The sequence below is a fragment of the Streptomyces sp. NPDC090106 genome, from assembly GCF_044747265.1.
Taxonomy (GTDB): Bacteria; Actinomycetota; Actinomycetes; order Streptomycetales; family Streptomycetaceae; genus Streptomyces.
In genome coordinates this window covers 109,493-129,601 of sequence record NZ_JBIVDS010000020.1, presented here as the reverse complement: position 1 = coordinate 129,601, position 20,109 = coordinate 109,493, and the positions used below count along the sequence as shown (strand labels likewise).

14 protein-coding genes and 1 riboswitch are annotated in these 20,109 nt (G+C 71.4%); of the genes, 10 read left to right on the top strand and 4 right to left on the bottom strand.

What is annotated here, in order from left to right; genetic code table 11:
* Positions 1-108 precede the first annotated feature (108 nt).
* Positions 109-204, top strand: a riboswitch (glycine riboswitch).
* 177 nt (positions 205-381) lie between these two features.
* On the top strand, positions 382-3,267 hold the full coding sequence (gene gcvP, locus ACIPSE_RS42910) for an aminomethyl-transferring glycine dehydrogenase (RefSeq protein WP_401674560.1): 2,886 nt from the start codon (positions 382-384) through the stop codon (positions 3,265-3,267).
* Positions 3,268-3,365: 98 nt separating this feature from the next.
* On the opposite strand, the gene ACIPSE_RS42905 is transcribed toward gcvP, so the two are convergent.
* From ACIPSE_RS42905 to ACIPSE_RS42895, 3 genes are all read right to left on the bottom strand, one after another.
* Entirely contained in the window at positions 3,366-3,788 is a 423-nt protein-coding gene (locus ACIPSE_RS42905; RefSeq protein WP_401674557.1) for a TOBE domain-containing protein, read from the bottom strand.
* A gap of 65 nt (positions 3,789-3,853) precedes the next feature.
* Positions 3,854-4,369, bottom strand: a complete 516-nt coding sequence (locus tag ACIPSE_RS42900; protein WP_401674554.1) for a hypothetical protein — start codon at positions 4,367-4,369, stop codon at positions 3,854-3,856.
* Positions 4,370-5,533: 1,164 nt separating this feature from the next.
* On the bottom strand, positions 5,534-7,546 hold the full coding sequence (locus tag ACIPSE_RS42895; protein ID WP_401674551.1) for an amino acid transporter: 2,013 nt from the start codon (positions 7,544-7,546) through the stop codon (positions 5,534-5,536).
* A 507-nt stretch (positions 7,547-8,053) separates the two neighbouring features.
* On the opposite strand from ACIPSE_RS42895, the gene kdpF reads away from it, so the two are divergent.
* From kdpF to ACIPSE_RS42865, 6 genes are read left to right on the top strand one after another with little or no spacing between them, the layout of a single operon-like run.
* Complete coding sequence (gene kdpF, locus ACIPSE_RS42890; RefSeq protein ID WP_016434100.1) at positions 8,054-8,143, top strand: K(+)-transporting ATPase subunit F; 90 nt, start codon at positions 8,054-8,056, stop codon at positions 8,141-8,143.
* Between the two features lie 32 nt (positions 8,144-8,175).
* On the top strand, positions 8,176-9,840 hold the full coding sequence (gene kdpA, locus ACIPSE_RS42885) for a potassium-transporting ATPase subunit KdpA (protein ID WP_401674597.1): 1,665 nt from the start codon (positions 8,176-8,178) through the stop codon (positions 9,838-9,840).
* A complete protein-coding gene (gene kdpB / locus ACIPSE_RS42880; protein WP_401674548.1) occupies positions 9,837-11,963 on the top strand; it encodes a potassium-transporting ATPase subunit KdpB in 2,127 nt (708 codons plus the stop codon). Before kdpA ends, kdpB begins: the two co-directional genes overlap by 4 nt.
* Positions 11,964-11,968: 5 nt before the next feature.
* The gene (locus ACIPSE_RS42875) at positions 11,969-12,601 is read left to right on the top strand and encodes a potassium-transporting ATPase subunit C (RefSeq protein WP_401674545.1); all 633 of its coding nucleotides are present in this window, start codon (positions 11,969-11,971) and stop codon (positions 12,599-12,601) included.
* Positions 12,602-12,605: 4 nt separating this feature from the next.
* Positions 12,606-13,289 carry a response regulator gene (locus ACIPSE_RS42870; RefSeq protein ID WP_401674542.1) on the top strand — a complete coding sequence of 228 codons (684 nt, stop codon included), beginning with the start codon at positions 12,606-12,608 and terminating at the stop codon, positions 13,287-13,289.
* Between the two features lie 2 nt (positions 13,290-13,291).
* Complete coding sequence (locus tag ACIPSE_RS42865; protein ID WP_401674539.1) at positions 13,292-15,823, top strand: DUF4118 domain-containing protein; 2,532 nt, start codon at positions 13,292-13,294, stop codon at positions 15,821-15,823.
* A 144-nt stretch (positions 15,824-15,967) separates the two neighbouring features.
* Here ACIPSE_RS42865 and ACIPSE_RS42860 read toward each other — a convergent pair whose 3' ends face one another.
* Positions 15,968-16,579, bottom strand: coding sequence for a universal stress protein (locus tag ACIPSE_RS42860; protein ID WP_401674537.1), 612 nt, complete (start codon positions 16,577-16,579; stop codon positions 15,968-15,970).
* Positions 16,580-16,843: 264 nt separating this feature from the next.
* Between ACIPSE_RS42860 and ACIPSE_RS42855 the strand changes: the two genes are divergently transcribed.
* The 3 genes from ACIPSE_RS42855 (at position 16,844) to ACIPSE_RS42845 (ending at position 20,103) form a co-directional block, all read left to right on the top strand.
* The gene (locus ACIPSE_RS42855; RefSeq protein ID WP_401674534.1) at positions 16,844-17,179 is read left to right on the top strand and encodes an SAV_915 family protein; all 336 of its coding nucleotides are present in this window, start codon (positions 16,844-16,846) and stop codon (positions 17,177-17,179) included.
* Positions 17,176-18,498, top strand: a complete 1,323-nt coding sequence (gene lysA, locus ACIPSE_RS42850) for a diaminopimelate decarboxylase (protein WP_401674531.1) — start codon at positions 17,176-17,178, stop codon at positions 18,496-18,498. Before ACIPSE_RS42855 ends, lysA begins: the two co-directional genes overlap by 4 nt.
* A 306-nt stretch (positions 18,499-18,804) precedes the next feature.
* Positions 18,805-20,103 (top strand): extracellular solute-binding protein, encoded by a 1,299-nt coding sequence (locus ACIPSE_RS42845; RefSeq protein ID WP_401674594.1) that lies wholly within the window; start codon positions 18,805-18,807, stop codon positions 20,101-20,103.
* Positions 20,104-20,109 lie beyond the last annotated feature (6 nt).

Below are 20,109 nucleotides of genomic sequence, written 5' to 3'. Positions count from 1 at the left end.
GCTCTCGACTCGCTGCACATCCCCCAGCACTACAAAAGAGCAAATTGGATAAGGCGGCCACTCGAAGGCTTGTGCGTGAGGCTCGCTGGTAGGCTGGCAAGCGGCTGTCGACCCTGTGCGGGAGAGTCCTCCAGACTTCATCGGAGGCGCCGAAGGAGCAACTCCTCCCCGGAATCTCTCAGGCTCACGTACCGCACGGACGAGGTCACTCTGGAAAGCAGGGCGGGTGTCGTTGACCTCCGCCCTCACCGACGGTGAAAGCCGGTCACCCTCGGGCGACCGGTGAAGCTCTCAGGTCGAGATGACAGAGGGGGAGGCCGTTCGGGTACCAGCTCCGTGGTGCCCTTCGAAGGTCGCGTCAGACCAGGAGGCCTCCGCACTATGACCGCCGATCGCATTCCGCTCTCCCAGCTCGAGACCGGCATCCCCTTCGAACAGCGCCACATCGGGCCCGACCCGGAGGCGCGGGCCAAGATGCTCGCGCACGTCGGCTACGGCTCCCTCGACGAGCTCACCGCCGCCGCGGTGCCGGACGTCATCAAGAGCGCCGACGCCCTCGAGCTTCCCGGTGCCCGTACCGAGGCCGAGGTGCTCGCCGAGCTGCGGTCGCTGGCCGACCGGAACCAGGTGCTCGGCTCGATGATCGGGCTCGGCTACTACGGGACCTTCACCCCGCCCGTGATCCTGCGGAACGTCATGGAGAACCCCGCCTGGTACACGGCGTACACGCCCTACCAGCCCGAGATCTCCCAGGGGCGCCTCGAAGCGCTGCTGAACTTCCAGACCGTGGTCGCCGAGCTCACCGGGCTGCCCACCTCCGGTGCCTCCCTCCTCGACGAGGGCACGGCCGCCGCCGAGGCCATGGCCCTGTCCCGGCGCATGGGGAAGAACAAGAAGGGCCTCTTCCTCATCGACGCGGACACGCTGCCGCAGACCGTCGCCGTGATCGAGACCCGCGCCGAGCCGACCGGCGTCGAGGTCGTCGTCGCCGACCTCAGCGACGGCATCCCGGCCGACATCGCCGCCCGCGAGATCAACGGCGTCCTGGTCCAGTACCCCGGCGCCTCCGGTGCCGTACGGGACATCAAGGCCGTCATCGAGCAGGCGCACGGGCTCGGCGCGCTGGTGACCGTCGCCGCCGACCTCCTCGCGTTGACGCTGCTGCGGTCGCCGGGCGAGCTCGGCGCGGACATCGCCGTCGGCACGACCCAGCGGTTCGGTGTCCCGATGGGCTTCGGCGGGCCGCACGCCGGTTACATGGCCGTCCACGAGAAGTTCGCGCGGAGCCTGCCCGGGCGGCTCGTCGGCGTGTCCGTCGACGCCGACGGGAACAAGGCGTACCGGCTGGCGCTCCAGACGCGTGAGCAGCACATCCGGCGCGAGAAGGCCACCAGCAACATCTGCACGGCGCAGGTCCTGCTGGCCGTCATGGCCGGCATGTACGCCGTCTACCACGGGCCCGAGGGCCTCAAGGGCATCGCGCGGCGGACGCACCGCTACGCCACGCTCCTCGCCGCCGGGCTCACCGCCGGCGGGGTCGAGGTCGTGCACGGCGCCTACTTCGACACCCTGACCGCGCGCGTGCCCGGCCGGGCCGCGGCCGTCGTCGCCGCCGCGCGCGAGAACGGCGTCAACCTGCACCTCGTCGACGCCGACCAGGTCTCGATGGCCTGCGACGAGACGACCACGCGGGCGCAGCTGGCCTCCGTGTGGGCGGCGTTCGGCGTCGAGGGCGACATCGAGGCGCTGGACGCGGCGACCGGGGACGTCCTGTCCGGCGAACTGCTGCGCGAGGACGAGTTCCTCACCCACCCCGTCTTCCACCAGTACCGTTCCGAGACCGCGATGCTGCGCTACCTGCGCCGGCTCGCCGACCGGGACTACGCGCTGGACCGGGGCATGATCCCGCTGGGCTCCTGCACGATGAAGCTCAACGCGACCACCGAGATGGAGCCGGTCACCTGGCCCGAGTTCGGGCAGCTGCACCCCTTCGCCCCCGCCGAGCAGGCGCAGGGCTACCTCACGCTCATCCGCGAGCTGGAGGAGCGGCTCGCCGAGGTCACCGGGTACGACAACGTCTCCCTCCAGCCCAACGCCGGGTCGCAGGGCGAGCTGGCCGGTCTGCTCGCCGTCCGCGGGTACCACCGGGCCAACGGGGACGAGCAGCGGACCGTGTGTCTGATCCCGTCGTCCGCGCACGGGACCAACGCCGCGAGCGCCGTGATGGCGGGCATGAAGGTCGTCGTCGTGAAGACCGCCGAGGACGGCGAGATCGACGTCGAGGACCTGCGGGCGAAGATCGAGCAGTACCGGGACGAGCTGTCGGTGCTGATGATCACCTACCCGTCGACGCACGGTGTGTTCGAGGAGCACGTCGCCGACATCTGCGCGCAGGTGCACGACGCGGGCGGTCAGGTGTACGTCGACGGCGCCAACCTGAACGCGCTGGTGGGGCTGGCCAAGCCCGGCCACTTCGGCGGGGACGTCTCGCACCTGAACCTGCACAAGACCTTCTGCATCCCGCACGGCGGCGGCGGTCCGGGCGTCGGGCCGGTCGGGGTGCGCGCGCACCTCGCGCCGTATCTGCCGAACCATCCGCTGCAGCCCGCGGCCGGTCCCGAGACGGGTGTCGGGCCGATCTCTGCCGCGCCGTGGGGATCCGCCGGGATCCTGCCCATCTCCTGGGCCTACGTCCGGCTGATGGGCGGCGAGGGGCTCAAGCGGGCCACGCAGGTGGCCGTGCTGAGCGCCAACTACATCGCCAAGCGGCTGGAGCCGCACTACCCGGTGCTCTACACCGGGCCCGGCGGGCTCGTCGCCCACGAGTGCATCATCGACCTGCGTCCGCTGACCAAGGCGACCGGTGTGAGCGTCGACGACATCGCCAAGCGGCTCATCGACTACGGGTTCCACGCGCCGACCATGTCGTTCCCGGTCGCCGGGACGCTGATGATCGAGCCGACCGAGTCCGAGGACCTCGGTGAGCTGGACCGGTTCTGCGACGCGCTGATCGCGATCCGGGCGGAGATCGAGAAGGTCGGGTCCGGCGACTGGCCGGCCGAGGACAACCCGCTGCGCAACGCTCCGCACACCGCGGCGGCGCTGGGCGGGGACTGGGAGCACGCGTACACGCGTGAGGAGGCCGTCTTCCCGGAGGGGGTCTCGCCCGCCGACAAGTACTGGCCGCCGGTGCGACGCATCGACCAGGCGTTCGGTGACCGGAACCTGGTGTGCTCCTGCCCGCCGCTGGACGCCTACGACGACTGAGGCCGCCTCGTTTTCCAGGCTGGCCGGGGTTTCCGGGGTTTCCCGGTTTTCTGAGGTGCTGTGAGAAGGGCCCCGCTGCGGCGGGGCCCTTTCGCGTGTCAGGACGTGGCGAGGGAGACCTCGGTCGACTTGATCAGGGCGACGACCGGGGTGCCGGCCGCGAGGGAGAGGTCCGCGGCGGCGTCCTTGGTGATGGCCGCGGTCAGTTCGGTGCCCTCCACCGCGACCTTGACGGCCGCCATCGCGGCGCCGGTGGCCACCCTCGTCACCGTGCCGGGGATCTGGTTGCGGATGGAGAGGCCCCGCACCTGGCCGGTGGCCAGGGAGACCTCCGTCGACTTCACCAGCGCGCGCACGGCCGTCCCCGGGGCCAGACCGAGGTCGGTCACGGCCTCCAGGGTGATGGCCGCCACGAGGGTCTGGCCGCCGGCGAGACGGACGTTGACGGTCGCCATGACCTCGCCGGGCGTCACGGCGATGACGGTGCCGGGGAGTTGGTTGCGGATGCTCAGGCTGCTCATGGGCACCAACGGTAGGGCGCGGTGCCTGTTGTGTCGGGTATGCGGGTGAATGCGTCGCGTCGGCGTCAGGAGATGCCGGACGCCTTGAGCACGGAGAGCGCGGTCTCGTCGTCGATCTCGTGCCGGAGCTCTCGGAGTACGTCGGTGCCCTGGTCGAGGGTGCCGTCCGCGAGGGAGTGGCGGGCGCCCGTGTCCAGTTCGTGCCAGAGGAGGGGGTTGGCGAGCAGGACGTGGAGGTCCAGGCGGAGGCGGTTGCCGTCGGTGTCCCTGAGGAGCAGGTGCGTGGAGACGGTGCCCGACAGGTGGACGGCGACCAGGGCGTCCGTGTGGACCCGGTGGTGGGTCACCAGGCCGTCGACGGCCAGCCAGCCGGGGCCCGCGGTGACGCGGAGGGGGAGCAGGACGGCGCAGAGGACCGCGGACAGGGTGAGCCAGAGGAGGGCGCGGGTGGTGGTGAGGGTGCCGGCGTTCCAGTCGACGAGCAGGGCGGCGGAGGCGAAGACGAGAGCGCAGGTTGCCGCCAGGTGGGCGCCGCTGAGCCAGTGGCGGTCACCGATGGGGGTTCGGCCGGTCGGTCCCATGACGTGAAGGTAGGACCGGGCCGGGGCGACGGCAGGCGGGTTGACACGCTTCTGGCGCCGGGGGGATGGAAATTGGCGCGGTTCTTACGGGGTGGGGGCGGAGCGGGGACGCGGCGCGTGCACCGGGTTGGTGGGCGGGCGTGGGGGTCTTGAGGGAGGGGCGACGTGTGGGTGGGGTGGGGTCACTGGGTGGGGACGGGTGCGGGCGGGCGTGTGGGTGGCGTGCCTAGGTGGGGGAGAGGGACGGGTGCGAGGTGTGTGGGGCGCGGGCGCCTTGGCTGAGGAGGAGGTGTGTGGGCCGGGGGTTGTGGCGGGTGAGTGGGTGAGGGGGCGTGGCGAAGGAGGGGTGGGGGATGGTGCGTGGGGTGCCTTGGTTGGGGGTGGGGCGTGGTGCGTTGGGTGCCCCTGAGCGGGAGGGGTGTGGGCGGATGGCTGTGGGGGGGGCTTGGTGGGACGGGAGCGTGGGCGTGCAGGTGCCCCTGTGAGGTGAGGGTGAGGTGCGGCGTGGGTGCGTGGGTGCCCTGTAGGGGAGCGCGAGGTACACCCTCGCGGAGGTACACCCCCGCGTGGGAAGGGCTGGGCAGATGGCCGGGCGCGCGGGGTGGCTTCGTGGGGCGGGGAAGAGGCGTGGATGGGCGCGTGGGGTGTGCCTCGGTGAGGCGAGGGCTGGGCGCCTTGGTTGGTGCGTGGGGGCCTTGGAGGGGTGTGAGTTGTTCCGGTGCGGGCGGGGCGTGGGTAGGTGGTCGGGTGCTTGGTTTGGTGGGGCAGTGTGGGCGGGTGTGGGGTGTTCTGACGCAGGCGGGGCCGGGATCAGGTGCCTGCGGCCTTGGCGTGGGTGGCGGTGTGGGGTGCCTGAGTGAGACGGGGGCTGGGCGCCTTGGAGGGCCGTGAGTTGTTCCTGCGTGGGCGGCGCCTGGGCAGATGGGGTGCGCGGGTGGCTTCGGGGGACGGTGGCGCAGGCGTGGGGGTGGGGCCATGGCGTGCGTGGGTGCCTTGGAGGGGGAGCGTGGGGTGCTCCGGCGTGGGCAGACGGCCCGGTGTGGGGTGGCATGGCGGGGACGGGACGCGGGCGCGTGGGTGGGTCTCGGTGACCTGGGGCGTCGGCGCGCGGGTGGGGGCCTTGGGGGTGCAGGGGAGGGCAGGCGGCGGCCAGGTTGGGTGGGGTCAGGCTGTGTGGACCTTTGGGCGGTTCGCGCGGTCGGGTTCCGCTTCTCGGAGGACCTCTCGGGTGACCGGGGCGACCTCGCCCTGGCCGAAGAGGAAGAAGCGGAGGAAGTGGGCGAAGGGGCTGCCCTCGGTCCACTCCAAGTAGATGTGCGGGATGCGGTTCGTGGTGTCGCGGACGTGGAGGAGGAGCGCCGCGAGGGCGTTGGGGACGGAGGAGGACTCGACGGTCAGGACGCGGTAGCGCTGGTGCAGGACCTCGCCCCGGACCGTCAGACCGGCCTCGAACTCGGAGGGGTCGGTGACCGTGACCTCGACGAAGACGAAGTCGTCCTGCTCGGTCAGGTCGTTGTCCTGGCGGATCTGCTCGATCTTTTCGCGGTACTCGGCCCGGTCGCGGTTGTCGGGCTCGTTGGCGATGAAGCGGATCTTGCGGCTCGCCATGTCCCGGATGAAGCGGTCGGCCATCGGGTCGAGGGTCACGCTCGTCACGCGGAGTTCGAAGGCGCGGGCCAGCCGGGACAGGAGGGAGACCAGGATGATGCCCGCGATGAAGCAGGCGCCGATCTTGACGCCGTCGGGGCGCTCGATGACGTTGACGACCGTCGTGTAGAGGAACACCACCGAGATGACCGCGAAGCCGATCGTCCAGCCGCGCTGCCCCGCCTTGCGGGCCGCGATGGTCACCGCGATCGCCGCCGAGCTGATCAGCACCAGCACGCCGGTGGCGTACGCGCCGCCCTGGGCGTCGACGTCGGCGTCGAAGATCCAGGTCACGAGGAAGGCGACCAGGGTGAAGACGATCACCATCGGGCGGACCGCGCGGGCCCAGTGGGGGGCCATGCCGTAGCGGGGGAGGTAGCGGGGCATGAGGTTCAGCAGGCCCGCCATGGCCGAGGCGCCGGCGAACCAGAGGATGGCGATGGTCGAGATGTCGTAGACCGTGCCGAAGGCGCCGCCCAGGTACTCGTGCGCGAGGAAGGCGAGCGCGCGGCCGTTGGCCTGGCCGCCGGACTCGAACTCCTTCTCCGGGATGAGGAGGGTGGTGATGAAGCTGGTCGCGATCAGGAACGCGCTCATGATGAGCGCGGCCGTGGTGAGCAGCTTCTTGGTGTCCCGGATGCGGCCCGCCGGGTTCTCCTCCGTCTCGCCCGGGTCGCCCTTGACGTGCGGCATGACCGCCACACCCGTCTCGAACCCGGAGAGGCCGAGGGCGAGCTTCGGGAAGACGACGAGGGCGAGGCCGATCATCACGAAGACGTTGCCGTGCTCGGCGGTCAGGGCGGTCGACCAGTCGGTGACGACATGGCCCGCGGTGACGACGTGCCACAGGCCGACGGCCACGACGACGACGTTGAGCGCGAGATAGAGGCCCACCAGGGCCACGGCCACGCCGATCGCCTCCAGGAAGCCCTTGAGGAACACCGCGCCGAGCAGGGCGACCAGGACCAGGGTGATGAGCATCTGCTGGTCGTGCAGGGCGCTGTTCAGGTGGGGGTTCTCGACCAGGTGGGTCGAGGCGTCCGCCGCGGAGAGGGTGATCGTGATCAGGAAGTCCGTCGCCGCGAAGCCCAGCAGGGTCAGGACGAAGAGCTTGCCCTTCCAGAAGGTGAGGAGCCGCTCCAGCATCGCGATGGAGCCCTGGCCGTGCGGGCTCTCCTCCGCCACCCTCCGGTACACGGGGAGCGCGCCGGCGAGGGTGACGACGACGAGGACGATCGTCGCGATCGGGGACAGGAGGCCGGCGGCCAGGGCGGCGATGCCCGGCTGGTAGCCGAGGGTGGAGAAGTAGTCGACGCCGGTCAGGCACATGACCCGGTACCAGCGCTGGCCCTCGTGCTCCGGTGCCGTCCCCTTCTTCGCCTCCGGCTGTCCGTTCCCGTTGCCTTCGGGCGGCTCGTCGTTCCGCGGAGGCCGCCGGGTCTGCTGGTTCTGGCCCTTGGCCATGTCGGACAGGCCCTCCAGCATCCAGGCGCGCAGGCGACTGGGAGGAGGGTGTTCGGTGGTGGCCATCGGGGGCTCCAGAGGTGCGGGCGATCGGCGGTTCCGGTCGTCACTCGAACGGCCGGATCAGCGTAAGCAGAGAGTGATGTCAGGGCCCATGGATCCGAGGGGGTGTGGGCGTCAAGCTTCCGTTAAGACTCTGCCCGGGAGCGCCCGAACGTGCCTCCCGGGCGGCGAGAGCCGAGGTGACGGGCCTTTCGGCAGCGGGAGAGGCGTTCCGCCGGGCGGGTCGGGGCGCGTCGCCGGGGCGGACACCCAGCGTCATGGACAAGGGATTCCCGGGTGGGGCGGGGGTCTGTCGGGGCCTTCGCGTAAGAGCCGCGTCAAAGGGGCGCGGGGCGGCGTCAGGGAGCCGTCAACGGCGGCCGGATCCGGTCGCCGGCGTTGTTTCCTCGAAGCGTCCCTGTTCCACCGAACCTCACTCCAGGAGTTCACGATGGCCGATCTGGCCTTCGTCATCACCACGATCGCGTGCTTCGCGCTGGTGGCTCTCGTCGCCAAGGGGGTGACGAAGCTGTGACCGCCGAGAACATCGTCGGCCTCGTCGTGGCCGTCGCCCTGCTGGGCTATCTCGTCCTCGCCCTGATCTTCCCGGAGAGGTTCTGACCGTGACATCAGCTGCTGCCGCAGCGGGCGACATGGGTCCCGTACTCGCAGGCGTCCTGCAACTGCTCGCCCTGATGGGCGCGCTCGCGCTCGCCTACATACCCCTCGGCACCTACATGGCCGGCGTCTACTCCTCCGACAAGCACTGGCGCGTCGAGAAGTGGATCTACAAGGGCATCGGTGCCGACCCCGACACGGAGATGCGCTGGACCGCGTATCTGCGGGGTGTCCTCGCCTTCTCCGCGGTCGGGGTCCTCTTCCTCTACCTGCTCCAGCGGCTCCAGGGCGTGCTGCCCGGCTCGCTGGGCTTCGCCTCGATCGACCCGGACCAGGCGTTCAACACCGCCGTGTCCTTCGTGACCAACACCAACTGGCAGTCGTACTACGGCGAGCAGGCCATGGGTCACGTCGTGCAGACCGCCGGGCTCGCCGTCCAGAACTTCGTCTCCGCGGCTGTCGGCATCGCCGTCGCCGTGGCGCTGGTGCGCGGGTTCGCCCGCTCCCGGACCGGTGAACTGGGCAACTTCTGGGCCGACCTGGTACGAGGTGTCGTCCGCGTCCTGGTGCCGCTGGCGTTCGTCGCGGCGCTCGTGCTCGTCGCCTGCGGCGCGATCCAGAACTTCTCCGGCATCCACGAGGTCGGGCAGTTCATGGGCGGTTCGCAACAGTGGAACGGCGGCGCGGTCGCCTCGCAGGAGGCCATCAAGGAGCTCGGCACCAACGGCGGCGGGTACTTCAACGCCAACTCCGCCCACCCGTTCGAGAATCCGACGCCGTTCACCAACCTCTTCGAGATCTTCCTCATCCTCGTCATCCCCTTCGCGCTGACCCGCACCTTCGGCCTCATGGTCGGCTCGGTGAAGCAGGGGTACGCGATCCTCGCGACGATGGCCACCATCTGGATCGGCTTCACCGCCCTGATGATGTGGACCGAATTCGCCCACCACGGACCGGCGTTCGACCTCGCGGGCGGCGCCTACGAGGGCAAGGAGGTGCGGTTCGGGGTCGGCGGCTCGTCGATCTTCGCCACCGCGACCACCCTCACCTCGACCGGCGCCGTCGACTCCTTCCACTCCTCCTTCACCGGGCTCGGCGGCGGCATCACCATGCTCGGCATGATGCTCGGCGAGATCGCGCCCGGCGGCACCGGCTCCGGCCTCTACGGCATGCTGATCATGGCGGTCATCGCGGTGTTCATCGCCGGACTGATGGTCGGCCGGACCCCCGAGTACCTGGGCAAGAAGATCGGCGCCCGCGAGATGAAGCTCGCCGCCTGCTACATCCTGGTCACCCCGGCGCTGGTGCTCGTCTTCACCGCCTTCGCCATGGCCCTGCCCACCCCGGGCGACTCGATGACCAACAGCGGGGCGCACGGGTTCTCCGAGATCCTCTACGCCTACACGTCCGCCTCCAACAACAACGGCTCGGCGTTCGCCGGTCTGAACGCGGACACGCAGTGGTTCAACTCGACGCTCGGCCTGTGCATGCTCTTCGGCCGCTTCCTGCCCATGGTGTTCGTCCTGGCGCTCGCCGGTTCGCTCGCCGAGCAGAAGCCGGTGCCGGTCACCGCGGGCACCCTGCGGACCGAGAAGCCGCTGTTCACCGGCCTGCTGGTGGGCGCGATCCTCATCATCACCGGTCTCACCTACTTCCCCGCCCTGGCGCTGGGACCGCTGGCCGAAGGGCTGGCGTCATGACCACCGACATCACGCGTCACGACGTCGACGCAGAGAAGCGGGACCCCATGTCCACCTCCACCCTCGCGCCCCACCAGGACGCGCCCACCGGGCACACCGCCCCCGAGGGCCGTGTCGGAGCGGGCCTCTTCGACCCCAGGCAGCTGCTCAGGTCGCTGCCGGAGGCCTTCCGCAAGCTCGACCCGAGGGTGATGGTCAAGTCGCCCGTGATGTTCGTGGTGTGGATCGGGTCGGTGCTGACCACGGCCTTCTCCTTCACGGACCCGGGCGACTGGTTCGGCTGGACCATCAGCGCCTGGCTGTGGCTGACCGTGCTCTTCGCCAACCTCGCCGAGGCCGTCGCCGAGGGCCGCGGCAAGGCCCAGGCCGACACCCTGCGCAAGGCCAAGACCGACACCGTGGCCCGCAAGGTCGACGGGACCGTCGTCGCCGGCACCGAGCTGAGGATCGGCGACCTGGTCGTCTGCGAGGCCGGTGACGTCATCCCCGGCGACGGTGACGTCGTCGAGGGCGTCGCCTCCGTCGACGAGTCGGCCATCACCGGCGAGTCCGCCCCGGTCATCCGGGAGTCCGGCGGCGACCGCTCGGCCGTCACCGGCGGCACGAAGGTCCTCTCCGACCGGATCGTCGTCAAGATCACGACGAAGCCCGGCGAGACCTTCATCGACCGGATGATCAACCTCGTCGAGGGCGCGGCCCGGCAGAAGACGCCGAACGAGATCGCCCTGAACATCCTGCTGGCCTCGCTGACGATCGTCTTCCTGCTGGCCTGCGCCACCCTCCCGCCGCTCGCCGGCTACGCGGGCACGCACCTGACGCTGGTCGTGCTCGTCGCGCTCCTGGTGTGTCTGATCCCCACGACCATCGGCGCCCTGCTCTCCGCGATCGGGATCGCCGGCATGGACCGGCTGGTGCAGCGCAATGTGCTCGCCATGTCCGGCCGCGCGGTCGAGGCCGCCGGTGACGTCTCCACGCTGCTCCTCGACAAGACCGGCACCATCACGCTCGGCAACCGCAGGGCCGCCGAGTTCGTGCCGGTGCGCGGGACGACCGAGGCGCAGCTCGCGGACGCCGCCCAGCTGTCGTCGCTGGCCGACGAGACCCCCGAGGGCCGCTCCGTCGTCGTCCTGGCCAAGGAGAGGTACGGGCTGCGCGAGCGGGAGCTGGTGGGCGCGGAGTGGATCGAGTTCACCGCGCAGACCCGGATGTCCGGCGTGGACGTCGACGGGCGCCGCATCCGCAAGGGCGCGGCCGGTTCGGTCATCGCCTGGGTCCGGGAACGCGGCGGCGCCGTCGCCGAGGACGCGGACACGGCCGCGACCCGTATCTCCGAGGCCGGCGGCACCCCGCTGCTGGTCGCTGTGGAGGACGCGGACGGCGCCCGGGTGCTGGGTGTCATCCACCTCAAGGACGTCGTCAAGGAGGGCATGCGGGAGAGGTTCGAGGAACTGCGCCGCATGGGCATCAAGACCGTCATGATCACCGGCGACAACCCGCTGACCGCCAAGGCGATCGCCGAGGAGGCCGGGGTCGACGACTTCCTCGCGGAGGCCACCCCCGAGGACAAGATGGCCCTCATCAAGCGGGAGCAGGCCGGCGGCAAGCTCGTCGCGATGACCGGTGACGGCACCAACGACGCCCCCGCGCTCGCCCAGGCGGACGTCGGTGTCGCGATGAACACCGGCACGTCGGCCGCCAAGGAGGCTGGCAACATGGTCGACCTCGACTCCGACCCGACCAAGCTCATCGAGATCGTCGAGATCGGCAAGCAACTCCTCATCACCCGGGGCGCGTTGACGACGTTCTCCATCGCCAACGACGTCGCGAAGTACTTCGCGATCATCCCCGCGCTGTTCGCCGCCGTCTACCCGGGCCTGGACAAGCTCAACATCATGGGCCTGTCCTCGCCCGACTCCGCGATCCTCTCCGCGGTGATCTTCAACGCGCTGATCATCGTCGCGCTGGTGCCGCTGTCCCTGCGGGGCGTGCGCTACCGGCCGGTCAGCGCCGACCGGATGCTCCGCCGCAACCTCACGGTCTACGGCCTCGGCGGCCTGATCGCGCCGTTCATCGGCATCAAGATCATCGACCTGCTCCTCTCCCTCGTCCCCGGGATCGGCTGACCGTCATGAACAACTCCGTATCGAACACCGGCCGGTTGCTGTGGGCGGGGCTGCGCGCCCTGCTGGTACTCACCCTGGTGACCGGTGTCGTCTACCCGCTCGCCGTCACCGGCGTCGCCCAGGCCGCGTTCCACGGCAAGGCGAACGGCTCCGAGGTCACGGCGGACGGCAAGGTCGTCGGCTCCTCGCTGATCGGCCAACAGGGCTACAGCCTCCGGTACTTCCAGCCCCGGCCGGCCAACGGGCTCGGCGAGAACTCGGTCAACACCCAGTACAAGCTGATCCTCTCCGGCGCCACCAACCGCTCGGGCGACAACCCCGAACTGCTCCAGTGGGTCAAGGAGGCGAAGGCCGCGGTCGTCAAGGAGAACTCCACCGCCGACTACACGGTCGAGCCCTCGCAGGTCCCCGCCGACGCCGTCACGTCCTCCGGCTCCGGCCTCGACCCGGACATCTCCCCGGCCTACGCCGACCTCCAGGTCCACCGGGTCGCCGAGCGGAACGGACTGACCGTCGCCCAGGTGGAGAAGCTCGTGGCGGACCACACCACGGGCCGCACGCTCGGCTTCATCGGGGAGCCCCGGGTCAACGTCCTGGAGCTCAACATCGCGCTCAAGGCGCTGGCCGAGGGCGACTGAACCGATGACCCGCGTGCTGGTCGTGGAGGACGACCCCCAGCTGGTCAGGGCACTCGTGATCACCATGCGGGCACGCCGGTACGGAGTGGACGCGGCGCCCGACGGCGCCACGGCCCTCCGGCTGGCGGCCACGCGCCCGCCGGACGTGGTGATGCTCGACCTGGGACTGCCCGACATGGACGGCGTCGACGTCATCAGGGCCCTGCGCGGCCGGTCCCGGGTCCCGATCCTGGTGCTGTCCGCCCGGCACGCCGCCGGCGACAAGGTGGCCGCGCTCGACGCGGGCGCCGACGACTACGTCACCAAGCCGTTCGGTACGGACGAGCTCATGGCCCGGCTGCGGGCCGCGGTCCGCCGCACCGAGGACACCCCGCTCGCCCTCGGCACGACCCGGGTCGAGACGGCCGGGTTCACGATCGACCTGCTCGCCAAGAAGGCGGTGCGCCAAGGGCACGACGTACGGCTCACGCCGACCGAGTGGCAGCTGCTGGAACTGCTGGTCACCCGCCCCGGGCACCTGGTCACCCAGCGGTACCTGCTCCAGGAGGTCTGGGGCGCGTCCCGCAGCGGCCACACCAACTACCTGCGCGTCTACATGGCCCAACTGCGCCGCAAGCTGGAGCCCGACCCCGCGCACCCCCGCTATCTCATCACCGAACCCGGCATGGGTTACCGCTTCGAAGGGTGAACATGGCACGCGGCACGCTCCGCATCCATCTGGGCGCGGCACCGGGCGTCGGCAAGACGTACGCGATGCTGTCCGAGGCCCACCGGCGGGTCGAGCGCGGCACGGACTGCGTGGTCGCCCTCGTCGAGCACCACGGCAGGCCCCGCACCGAGGTGTTGCTGCACGGCCTGGAACAACTCCCGCTCAGGGAAGTGGAGTACCGGGGCACGTCCTTCACGGAGATGGACGTCGACGCGGTCCTCGCCCGCCGGCCCCAGGTCGCGCTCGTCGACGAACTCGCCCACACCAACGTCCCCGGTTCCCGCAACGCCAAGCGCTGGCAGGACGTCGAGGAACTGCTCGCGGCCGGGATCGACGTCGTGTCGACCGTCAACATCCAGCACCTGGAGTCCCTCGGCGACGTCGTCGAGTCGATCACCGGTGTCCGGCAGCAGGAGACCGTGCCCGACGAGGTGGTCCGCCGCGCCGACCAGATCGAACTCGTCGACATGTCGCCGCAGGCGCTGCGCCGCCGCATGGCGCACGGCAACGTCTACCGCCCCGACAAGGTCGACGCGGCCCTGTCCAACTACTTCCGGCCCGGGAACCTCACCGCCCTCCGGGAGTTGGCCCTGCTCTGGGTCGCCGACCGGGTCGACGAGTACCTCAACGCCTACCGCAGCGAACACGAGGTCGCGGCGATCTGGGGATCGCGGGAACGGATCGTCGTCGGACTGACCGGCGGCTCCGAGGGCCGGACGTTGATACGGCGGGCCGTGCGGCTCGCCGAGAAGGGCGCCGGCGGCGAGGTGCTCGCCGTGTACATCGCCCGCAGCGACGGCCTGACCTCCGCCTCCCCGAAGGAACTCGCCCTGCAACGGGCCCTGGTGGAGGATCTCGGCGGCACCTTCCACCATGTCGTCGGCGACGACGTGCCCGCGGCCCTCCTCGACTTCGCGCGCGGGGTGAACGCCACCCAGATCGTCCTCGGTGTCTCCCGGCGCAAGGCCTGGCAGTACGTCCTGGGGCCCGGCGTGGGGGCGACCGTCGCCCGGGAGTCGGGGCCCGACCTCGACGTCCATCTGATCACCCACGGCCAGGTCGGCAAGGGCCGGGGACTGCCGGTGGCCCGGGGCGCCCGGCTCGGCCGGGCACGGATCCTGTGGGGCTGGGCGACCGGCGTGCTCGGACCGGTCGCCCTGACCGCGCTGCTCGCCGGGGCCGCGCCCGAAGTCGGCCTCGCCAACGACATGTTGCTCTACCTCACGCTGACGGTCGCGGCGGCGCTCCTCGGCGGCCTGGCGCCGGCGCTGGCCTCCGCCGTGGTCGGCTCGCTGCTGCTGAACTGGTACTTCACCCCGCCCGTGCACACGCTGACCATCGCCGACCCGCAGAACGTCGTGGCCATCGCGATATTCGTCGGAGTGGCCGTGGCCGTCGCGTCCGTGGTGGACCTCGCGGCCCGCCGCACCCATCAGGCGGCGCGGCTGCGGGCCGAGTCGGAGATCCTGTCCTTCCTCGCGGGCAACGTGCTGCGCGGCGAGACCAGCCTCGAGGCGCTGCTCGAACGGGTCCGGGAGACCTTCGGGATGCGGTCGGTGGCGCTGCTGGAGCGGGCGGGCGACGTCGACCCGTGGACCTGCGCGGGCAGCGTCGGGCCGCGGCCGTGCCAGGACCCGGACGACGCCGACGTGGACGTCCCCGTCGGCGACCACATGGCGCTCGCGCTCACCGGACGGGTGCTGCCCGCCGAGGACCGCCGGGTGCTGGCCGCGTTCGCCGCGCAGTCCGTCGTCGTCCTGGACCGGCGCCGGCTCCGCGAAGAGGCCGACCGCGCCGCGGAGCTGGCGGAGGGCAACCGCATCCGCACCGCCCTGCTGGCCGCCGTCAGCCACGACCTGCGCACCCCTCTCGCCGGGATCAAGGCGTCCGTCTCCTCCCTGCGCTCCGACGACGTGGCCTGGTCCGAGGAGGACGAGGGCGAACTGCTCGCGGCGATCGAGGAGGGCGCGGACCGGCTCGACCTCCTGGTGGGGAACCTCCTCGACATGTCCCGCCTCCAGACCGGCACCGTCACCCCGCTCATCCGGGACACCGACCTCGACGAGGTGGTGCCGATGGCGCTCGGCGGGGTTCCCGAGGACAGCGTCGTGCTCGACATCCCGGAGACGCTGCCCATGGTCGCCGTCGACAAGGGGCTGCTGGAGCGGGCCGTCGCCAACGTCGTGGAGAACGCCGTCAAGTACAGCCCGGACGGCGAACCCGTCCTGGTCGCCGCGAGCGCCCTCGCCGGGCGGGTCGAGGTACGGGTCGTCGACCGGGGGCCGGGCGTGCCGGACGACGCCAAGGAACGCATCTTCGAGCCCTTCCAGCGCTACGGCGACGCCCCGCGCGGGGCGGGCGTCGGGCTCGGCCTCGCCGTCGCACGCGGTTTCGCGGAGGCGATGGGAGGCACCCTCACGGCCGAGGACACACCCGGGGGAGGGCTGACGATGGTGCTCGCCCTGCGGGGAGGGGAGGGACGCGAAGGGGTGTCGGCGGCGGAGGTCCCGTAGCCCGCTGGGCGGTGCCGAGTCCTCCCGGCACGCACACGGGCCCCGCCCGCGGTGCGGGCCTTCGGCCATCCGCCCCGGCCCCACGCCTCGGTGCCGCGGTCCAGCCTTCGGCCATCCGCACGGGCGGACCTTCGGGCGCACGCCCTAGCGGACCTTCGGCCACCAGCCCTGGCCCCTCGCCCCGGTGCCGCGGTCCAGCTCCCGGGTGTCCAGGCGCAGATGCCAGGTGTTGCGGCGGTGCGCGGTCGTCAGGTGCTGCTCCAGGGGGGACGGGGGCACCGCGAGGACCGGGCAGGCGGCGTGGGAGAGGCAGTAGCGGGTCACCGAGCGGTGGCAGGCGCGGTGCCAGGGGCTGCGCCGGCCCGCGCCGACGACCAGCACGTCGTTCTCGCGGTCGGCGACCTCCACCAGGGCGAGCCCGGGGGTGCCGTGCGCGACCAGGGCGCACATGCCCACGCCCGGGCCGGCGTTCCCGAACACGTCCGCGAGGATGCCGAGCAGCCGCTCCCGGGCCAGCCGCTGCCACACGTCGTGCGGCGCGGCCGGTGCCGGAGCGCGCCGGGCGACCAGGTCGCCGCCGCCGGGCGGCTGCCAGGCCAGTACCGGCCACAGCTCGGCCCGCCGGGCACGCGCCTCCTCGGCTGCCCGGGACAGGGCGGTGAGGCTGCCGGGAGAGCCGCTGACCCCCACCACGATCCGCGCACCGCGGGAGCCGGACGAGCCGGCTGCGCCTGGGGTAACGGGTGAGTCGGACATGTGTCCCGCCGTTCTGCGTGCGGGCCCGCGGGCGTTCCCGCGGGCGGCTACCGGACGGGTCCCATCCCACCTCCGGTGCCGGGCCCCCGGCCAGCCCGGGCGTCACTTCCTGGCGCTTCCCTGACGCCCCGCGTCAGCAACGCGTCAGAGCGCGGGGCGGCGGCGTCAGCGTCGCGTCAGGGGCCGGTCCGGACCCCGCAGGGGCGGGCATAGCGTCGAGGGCACGCCCTGGTGGGCGGCCCGCACCGACCTTCGGAGGAATCCATGACCGGCATCCTGTGCGACGACGACCCCGAACCCCTTGATCGGTCCCCGGCCGGAGCCCTGTTCGTTCCGGTCCGGCCGGGACCCTCGGGACACGTCGCGCGGCTGTTCCGCACCCCCCTCGGCGACCGTACGGCCGTCGGCTTCACCTCCGAGCGGCGGCTGGTCGCCACGCTCGGCGCCCGGCAGCCCTGGATCAGGCTCGCCGAGCCCGCGCTGCGGGCACTGACCGCGCCCCTCGGCGCCGTCATCCTCACCCTGGACCCCCCGTTCTCCGCGCCTGCGCCCACACCGGTCGAGTCCGTTCCCGCCGTGCGAGTCGAGGCCGTGCGATGACCGTCGTGCAGGAAACGGGCGTCGGCGCCCTCACCGTGTGGCCCGCCTCCACCACCGAACCCCGCCCCGGCGACCTGCGGGTCGAGGGCGTGGCCCTGGCCGAGGTCGCCGACCGCTTCGGCACCCCCGTCTACGTCCTGGACGAGGACGAGGTCCGCGACCGCTGCCGCACCTACCGGGACGCCTTCCCGGACGCCGAAGTCCTCTACGCCGCCAAGGCGTTCCTGTGCCGGGCGATGGTCCACTGGGTGGAGGAGGAGGGCCTCGGGCTCGACGTGTGCTCGGCCGGCGAACTCGAACTCGCCGTCACCGCGGGCTTCCCGGCCGAGCGGATCGTGCTGCACGGCAACGCCAAGAGCCCGCGCGATCTGGAGACCGCGCTGCGCCTGGGCGTCGGGCGGATCGTCATCGACAGCCCGTCCGAGATCGCCCGGCTGGCCGCCGCCGTGGGACCCGGCGGGCAGCAGAAGGTCATGGTCCGGGTCGTGCCCGGGATCAGCGCGGGCGGCCACGACAAGATCCGTACCGGCACCGAGGACCAGAAGTTCGGGCTCAGCATCTGCGACGGGTACGCCCAGCACGCCATCGCCCGCATCCTGGACCAGCCGCAGCTGCGCCTCACCGGTCTGCACTGCCACCTGGGCTCGCAGATCACCAGCGTCAAGCCGTATCTCGCCGCCGTGCGCCGGATGGTCGGGCTGATGGCCCGGCTGCACGAGCAGCACGGCCTCGTCCTGCCCGAACTCGACCTCGGCGGCGGCCACGGGATCGCCTACCGCCCGGGTGAACCGGCCCTGGATCTCACCTCGTTGGCCCGCAGGGTGCGCGCGGAGCTGGCGGACGCCTGCGCCTCGGCGGAGCTGCCGGTGCCCCGGCTCCTCATCGAACCCGGGCGGGCCGTCGTCGGGCCCGCCGGTGTCGTCGTCTACCGCGTCCTCGCCGTCAAGCGCACCGGATCGCACACCTACGTCGCCGTCGACGGCGGCATGAGCGACAACCCCCGCCCCGCGCTGTACGGCGTGCGGTACGCGCCCCGGCTGGCCGGGCGGCACAGTGCCGCGGCGCCCGCGCGGGTGACCGTCGTGGGGCGGCACTGCGAGGCGGGCGACGTCGTGGCCGCCGACGTCGAACTCCCCGGCGACCTGCGCCCGGGCGATCTGCTCGCCGTGCCGGTCGCGGGCGCCTACCACCTGTCGATGGCCTCCGGCTACAACATGGTCGGCCGTCCTCCGGTGGCCGCCGTGCGTGACGGGCAGGCGCGGCTGCTCGTGCGGCGCGAGTCCCTGGAGGACATCCGCGGCAGGGACGTCGGCCTCTGATCCCACCGGCTCCTCCCCACCGTGTCCCCGGCATCGGAAGCCGATGCCGGGGACACGGTCTTTTGTGCGGTTCTGCGCTCCGTAATGTTCGTTGCTGAAGCCGAATGTTTCGCTGCCCTGGGTGCCGGGCTGAACTCGGCTCACCTCCCTTGCGTGCGAAGAAGAAAGGGATTCGCCGTGTACGAGGGCTTGCCTCCCCTTGGGAGCTGTCTCTAGGGTGCGGCAGCAACGAAGCTTTCAGGATCAGTTCCGAAACTTTCGACGAGGACGGACGTGGACGCCGTCCCGTACCCCGAGGAGCGCATGATGGGCGACCCGGCACTGTCCCGCCGCGGCTTCCTGGCGGCGTCCGCCGCGGCCGGTCTGACGATGACCGCGGTGAGCGGCTGCGGTGGTGACGACTCCGACGGCGGGTCGTCCGACGGAACGACCACCGTCGAGTGGTGGAACATCTCCACCACCGAACCGGCCAAGGGCGTCTGGGCAAGCCTCGCCAAGAAGTTCGAGGCGCAGAACCCCAAGGTCAGGATAAAGATCGTCCAGTTGGAGAACGACGCCTACAAATCCAAGATGACGGCGCTGATCGCCTCGGGGAAGCTCCCCGACATCTTCCACACCTGGGGCGGCGGCGTGCTCAAGCAGCAGGTCGACGCCGGACTCGTCGAGGACCTCACCGACAGGACCAAGCCGTGGGCCGACGGCCTGCTGAAGGTCGCCAAGGAGCCGTACCTCCTCGACGACAAGGTGTACGGCATCCCGTTCGACATCGGCATGATCGGCTTCTGGTACAACAAGGCGCTCTTCCAGCAGGCCGGGATCGCCGAACCCCCCACCACCTGGGGCGCGTTCCTGGAAGCAGTCAGCAAGCTCAAGTCGAAGCAGATCACCCCGCTCGCCCTGGCCGGCAAGGAGAAGTGGCCCGGCATGTACTACTGGGCCTACCTCGCCATGCGCACCGCGGGCGCCGGCGCCCTCCAGAAGGCCTACGACGACCAGGACTTCACCGGCGCCGAGTTCGTCGAGGCCGGCACCCACCTCAAGACCCTCGTCGATCTCCAGCCGTTCCAGAAGGGCTTCCTCAACGCGGCCTACTCCACCCCCACCGGCCAGGCCGCCAGCGTCGGCAACGGCAAGGCGGCCATGGAGCTCATGGGCCAGTGGGCGCCCGCCGTGGAGGCCGACGCGGGCAAGGGACTCGGCAAGGACCTCGGCTTCTTCCCGTTCCCCGCGGTCGAGGGCGGAAAGGGCTCCCTCACCGAGGTGTTCGGCGGAGGCGGCGGACACGCCCTGCGCCGCGGAGCCCCCCAGGCGGCCGTCGACTTCCTGAAGTTCTTCGCCTCCGAGGCCACCGACCTCGAACTCGTCAAGAAGACCGGCGTGCTGCCCGTCGTCCCCGACGCCGAGAGCGCCATCACCGACCCCAACATCAAGGCCGTACAGACCCAGTTGAACGGCGCCACCGGCTTCCAGCTCTACCTCGACCAGGCGTACGCGCCCGCCGTCGGCCAGGAGGTCAACGACAGCGTCGCCGCGCTCATCGCCGGTTCCAAGTCCCCCGAACAGGTCGCCCAGTCGATCACGAAGGCCGCGAAGGAAGAGCAGTAGCACGCG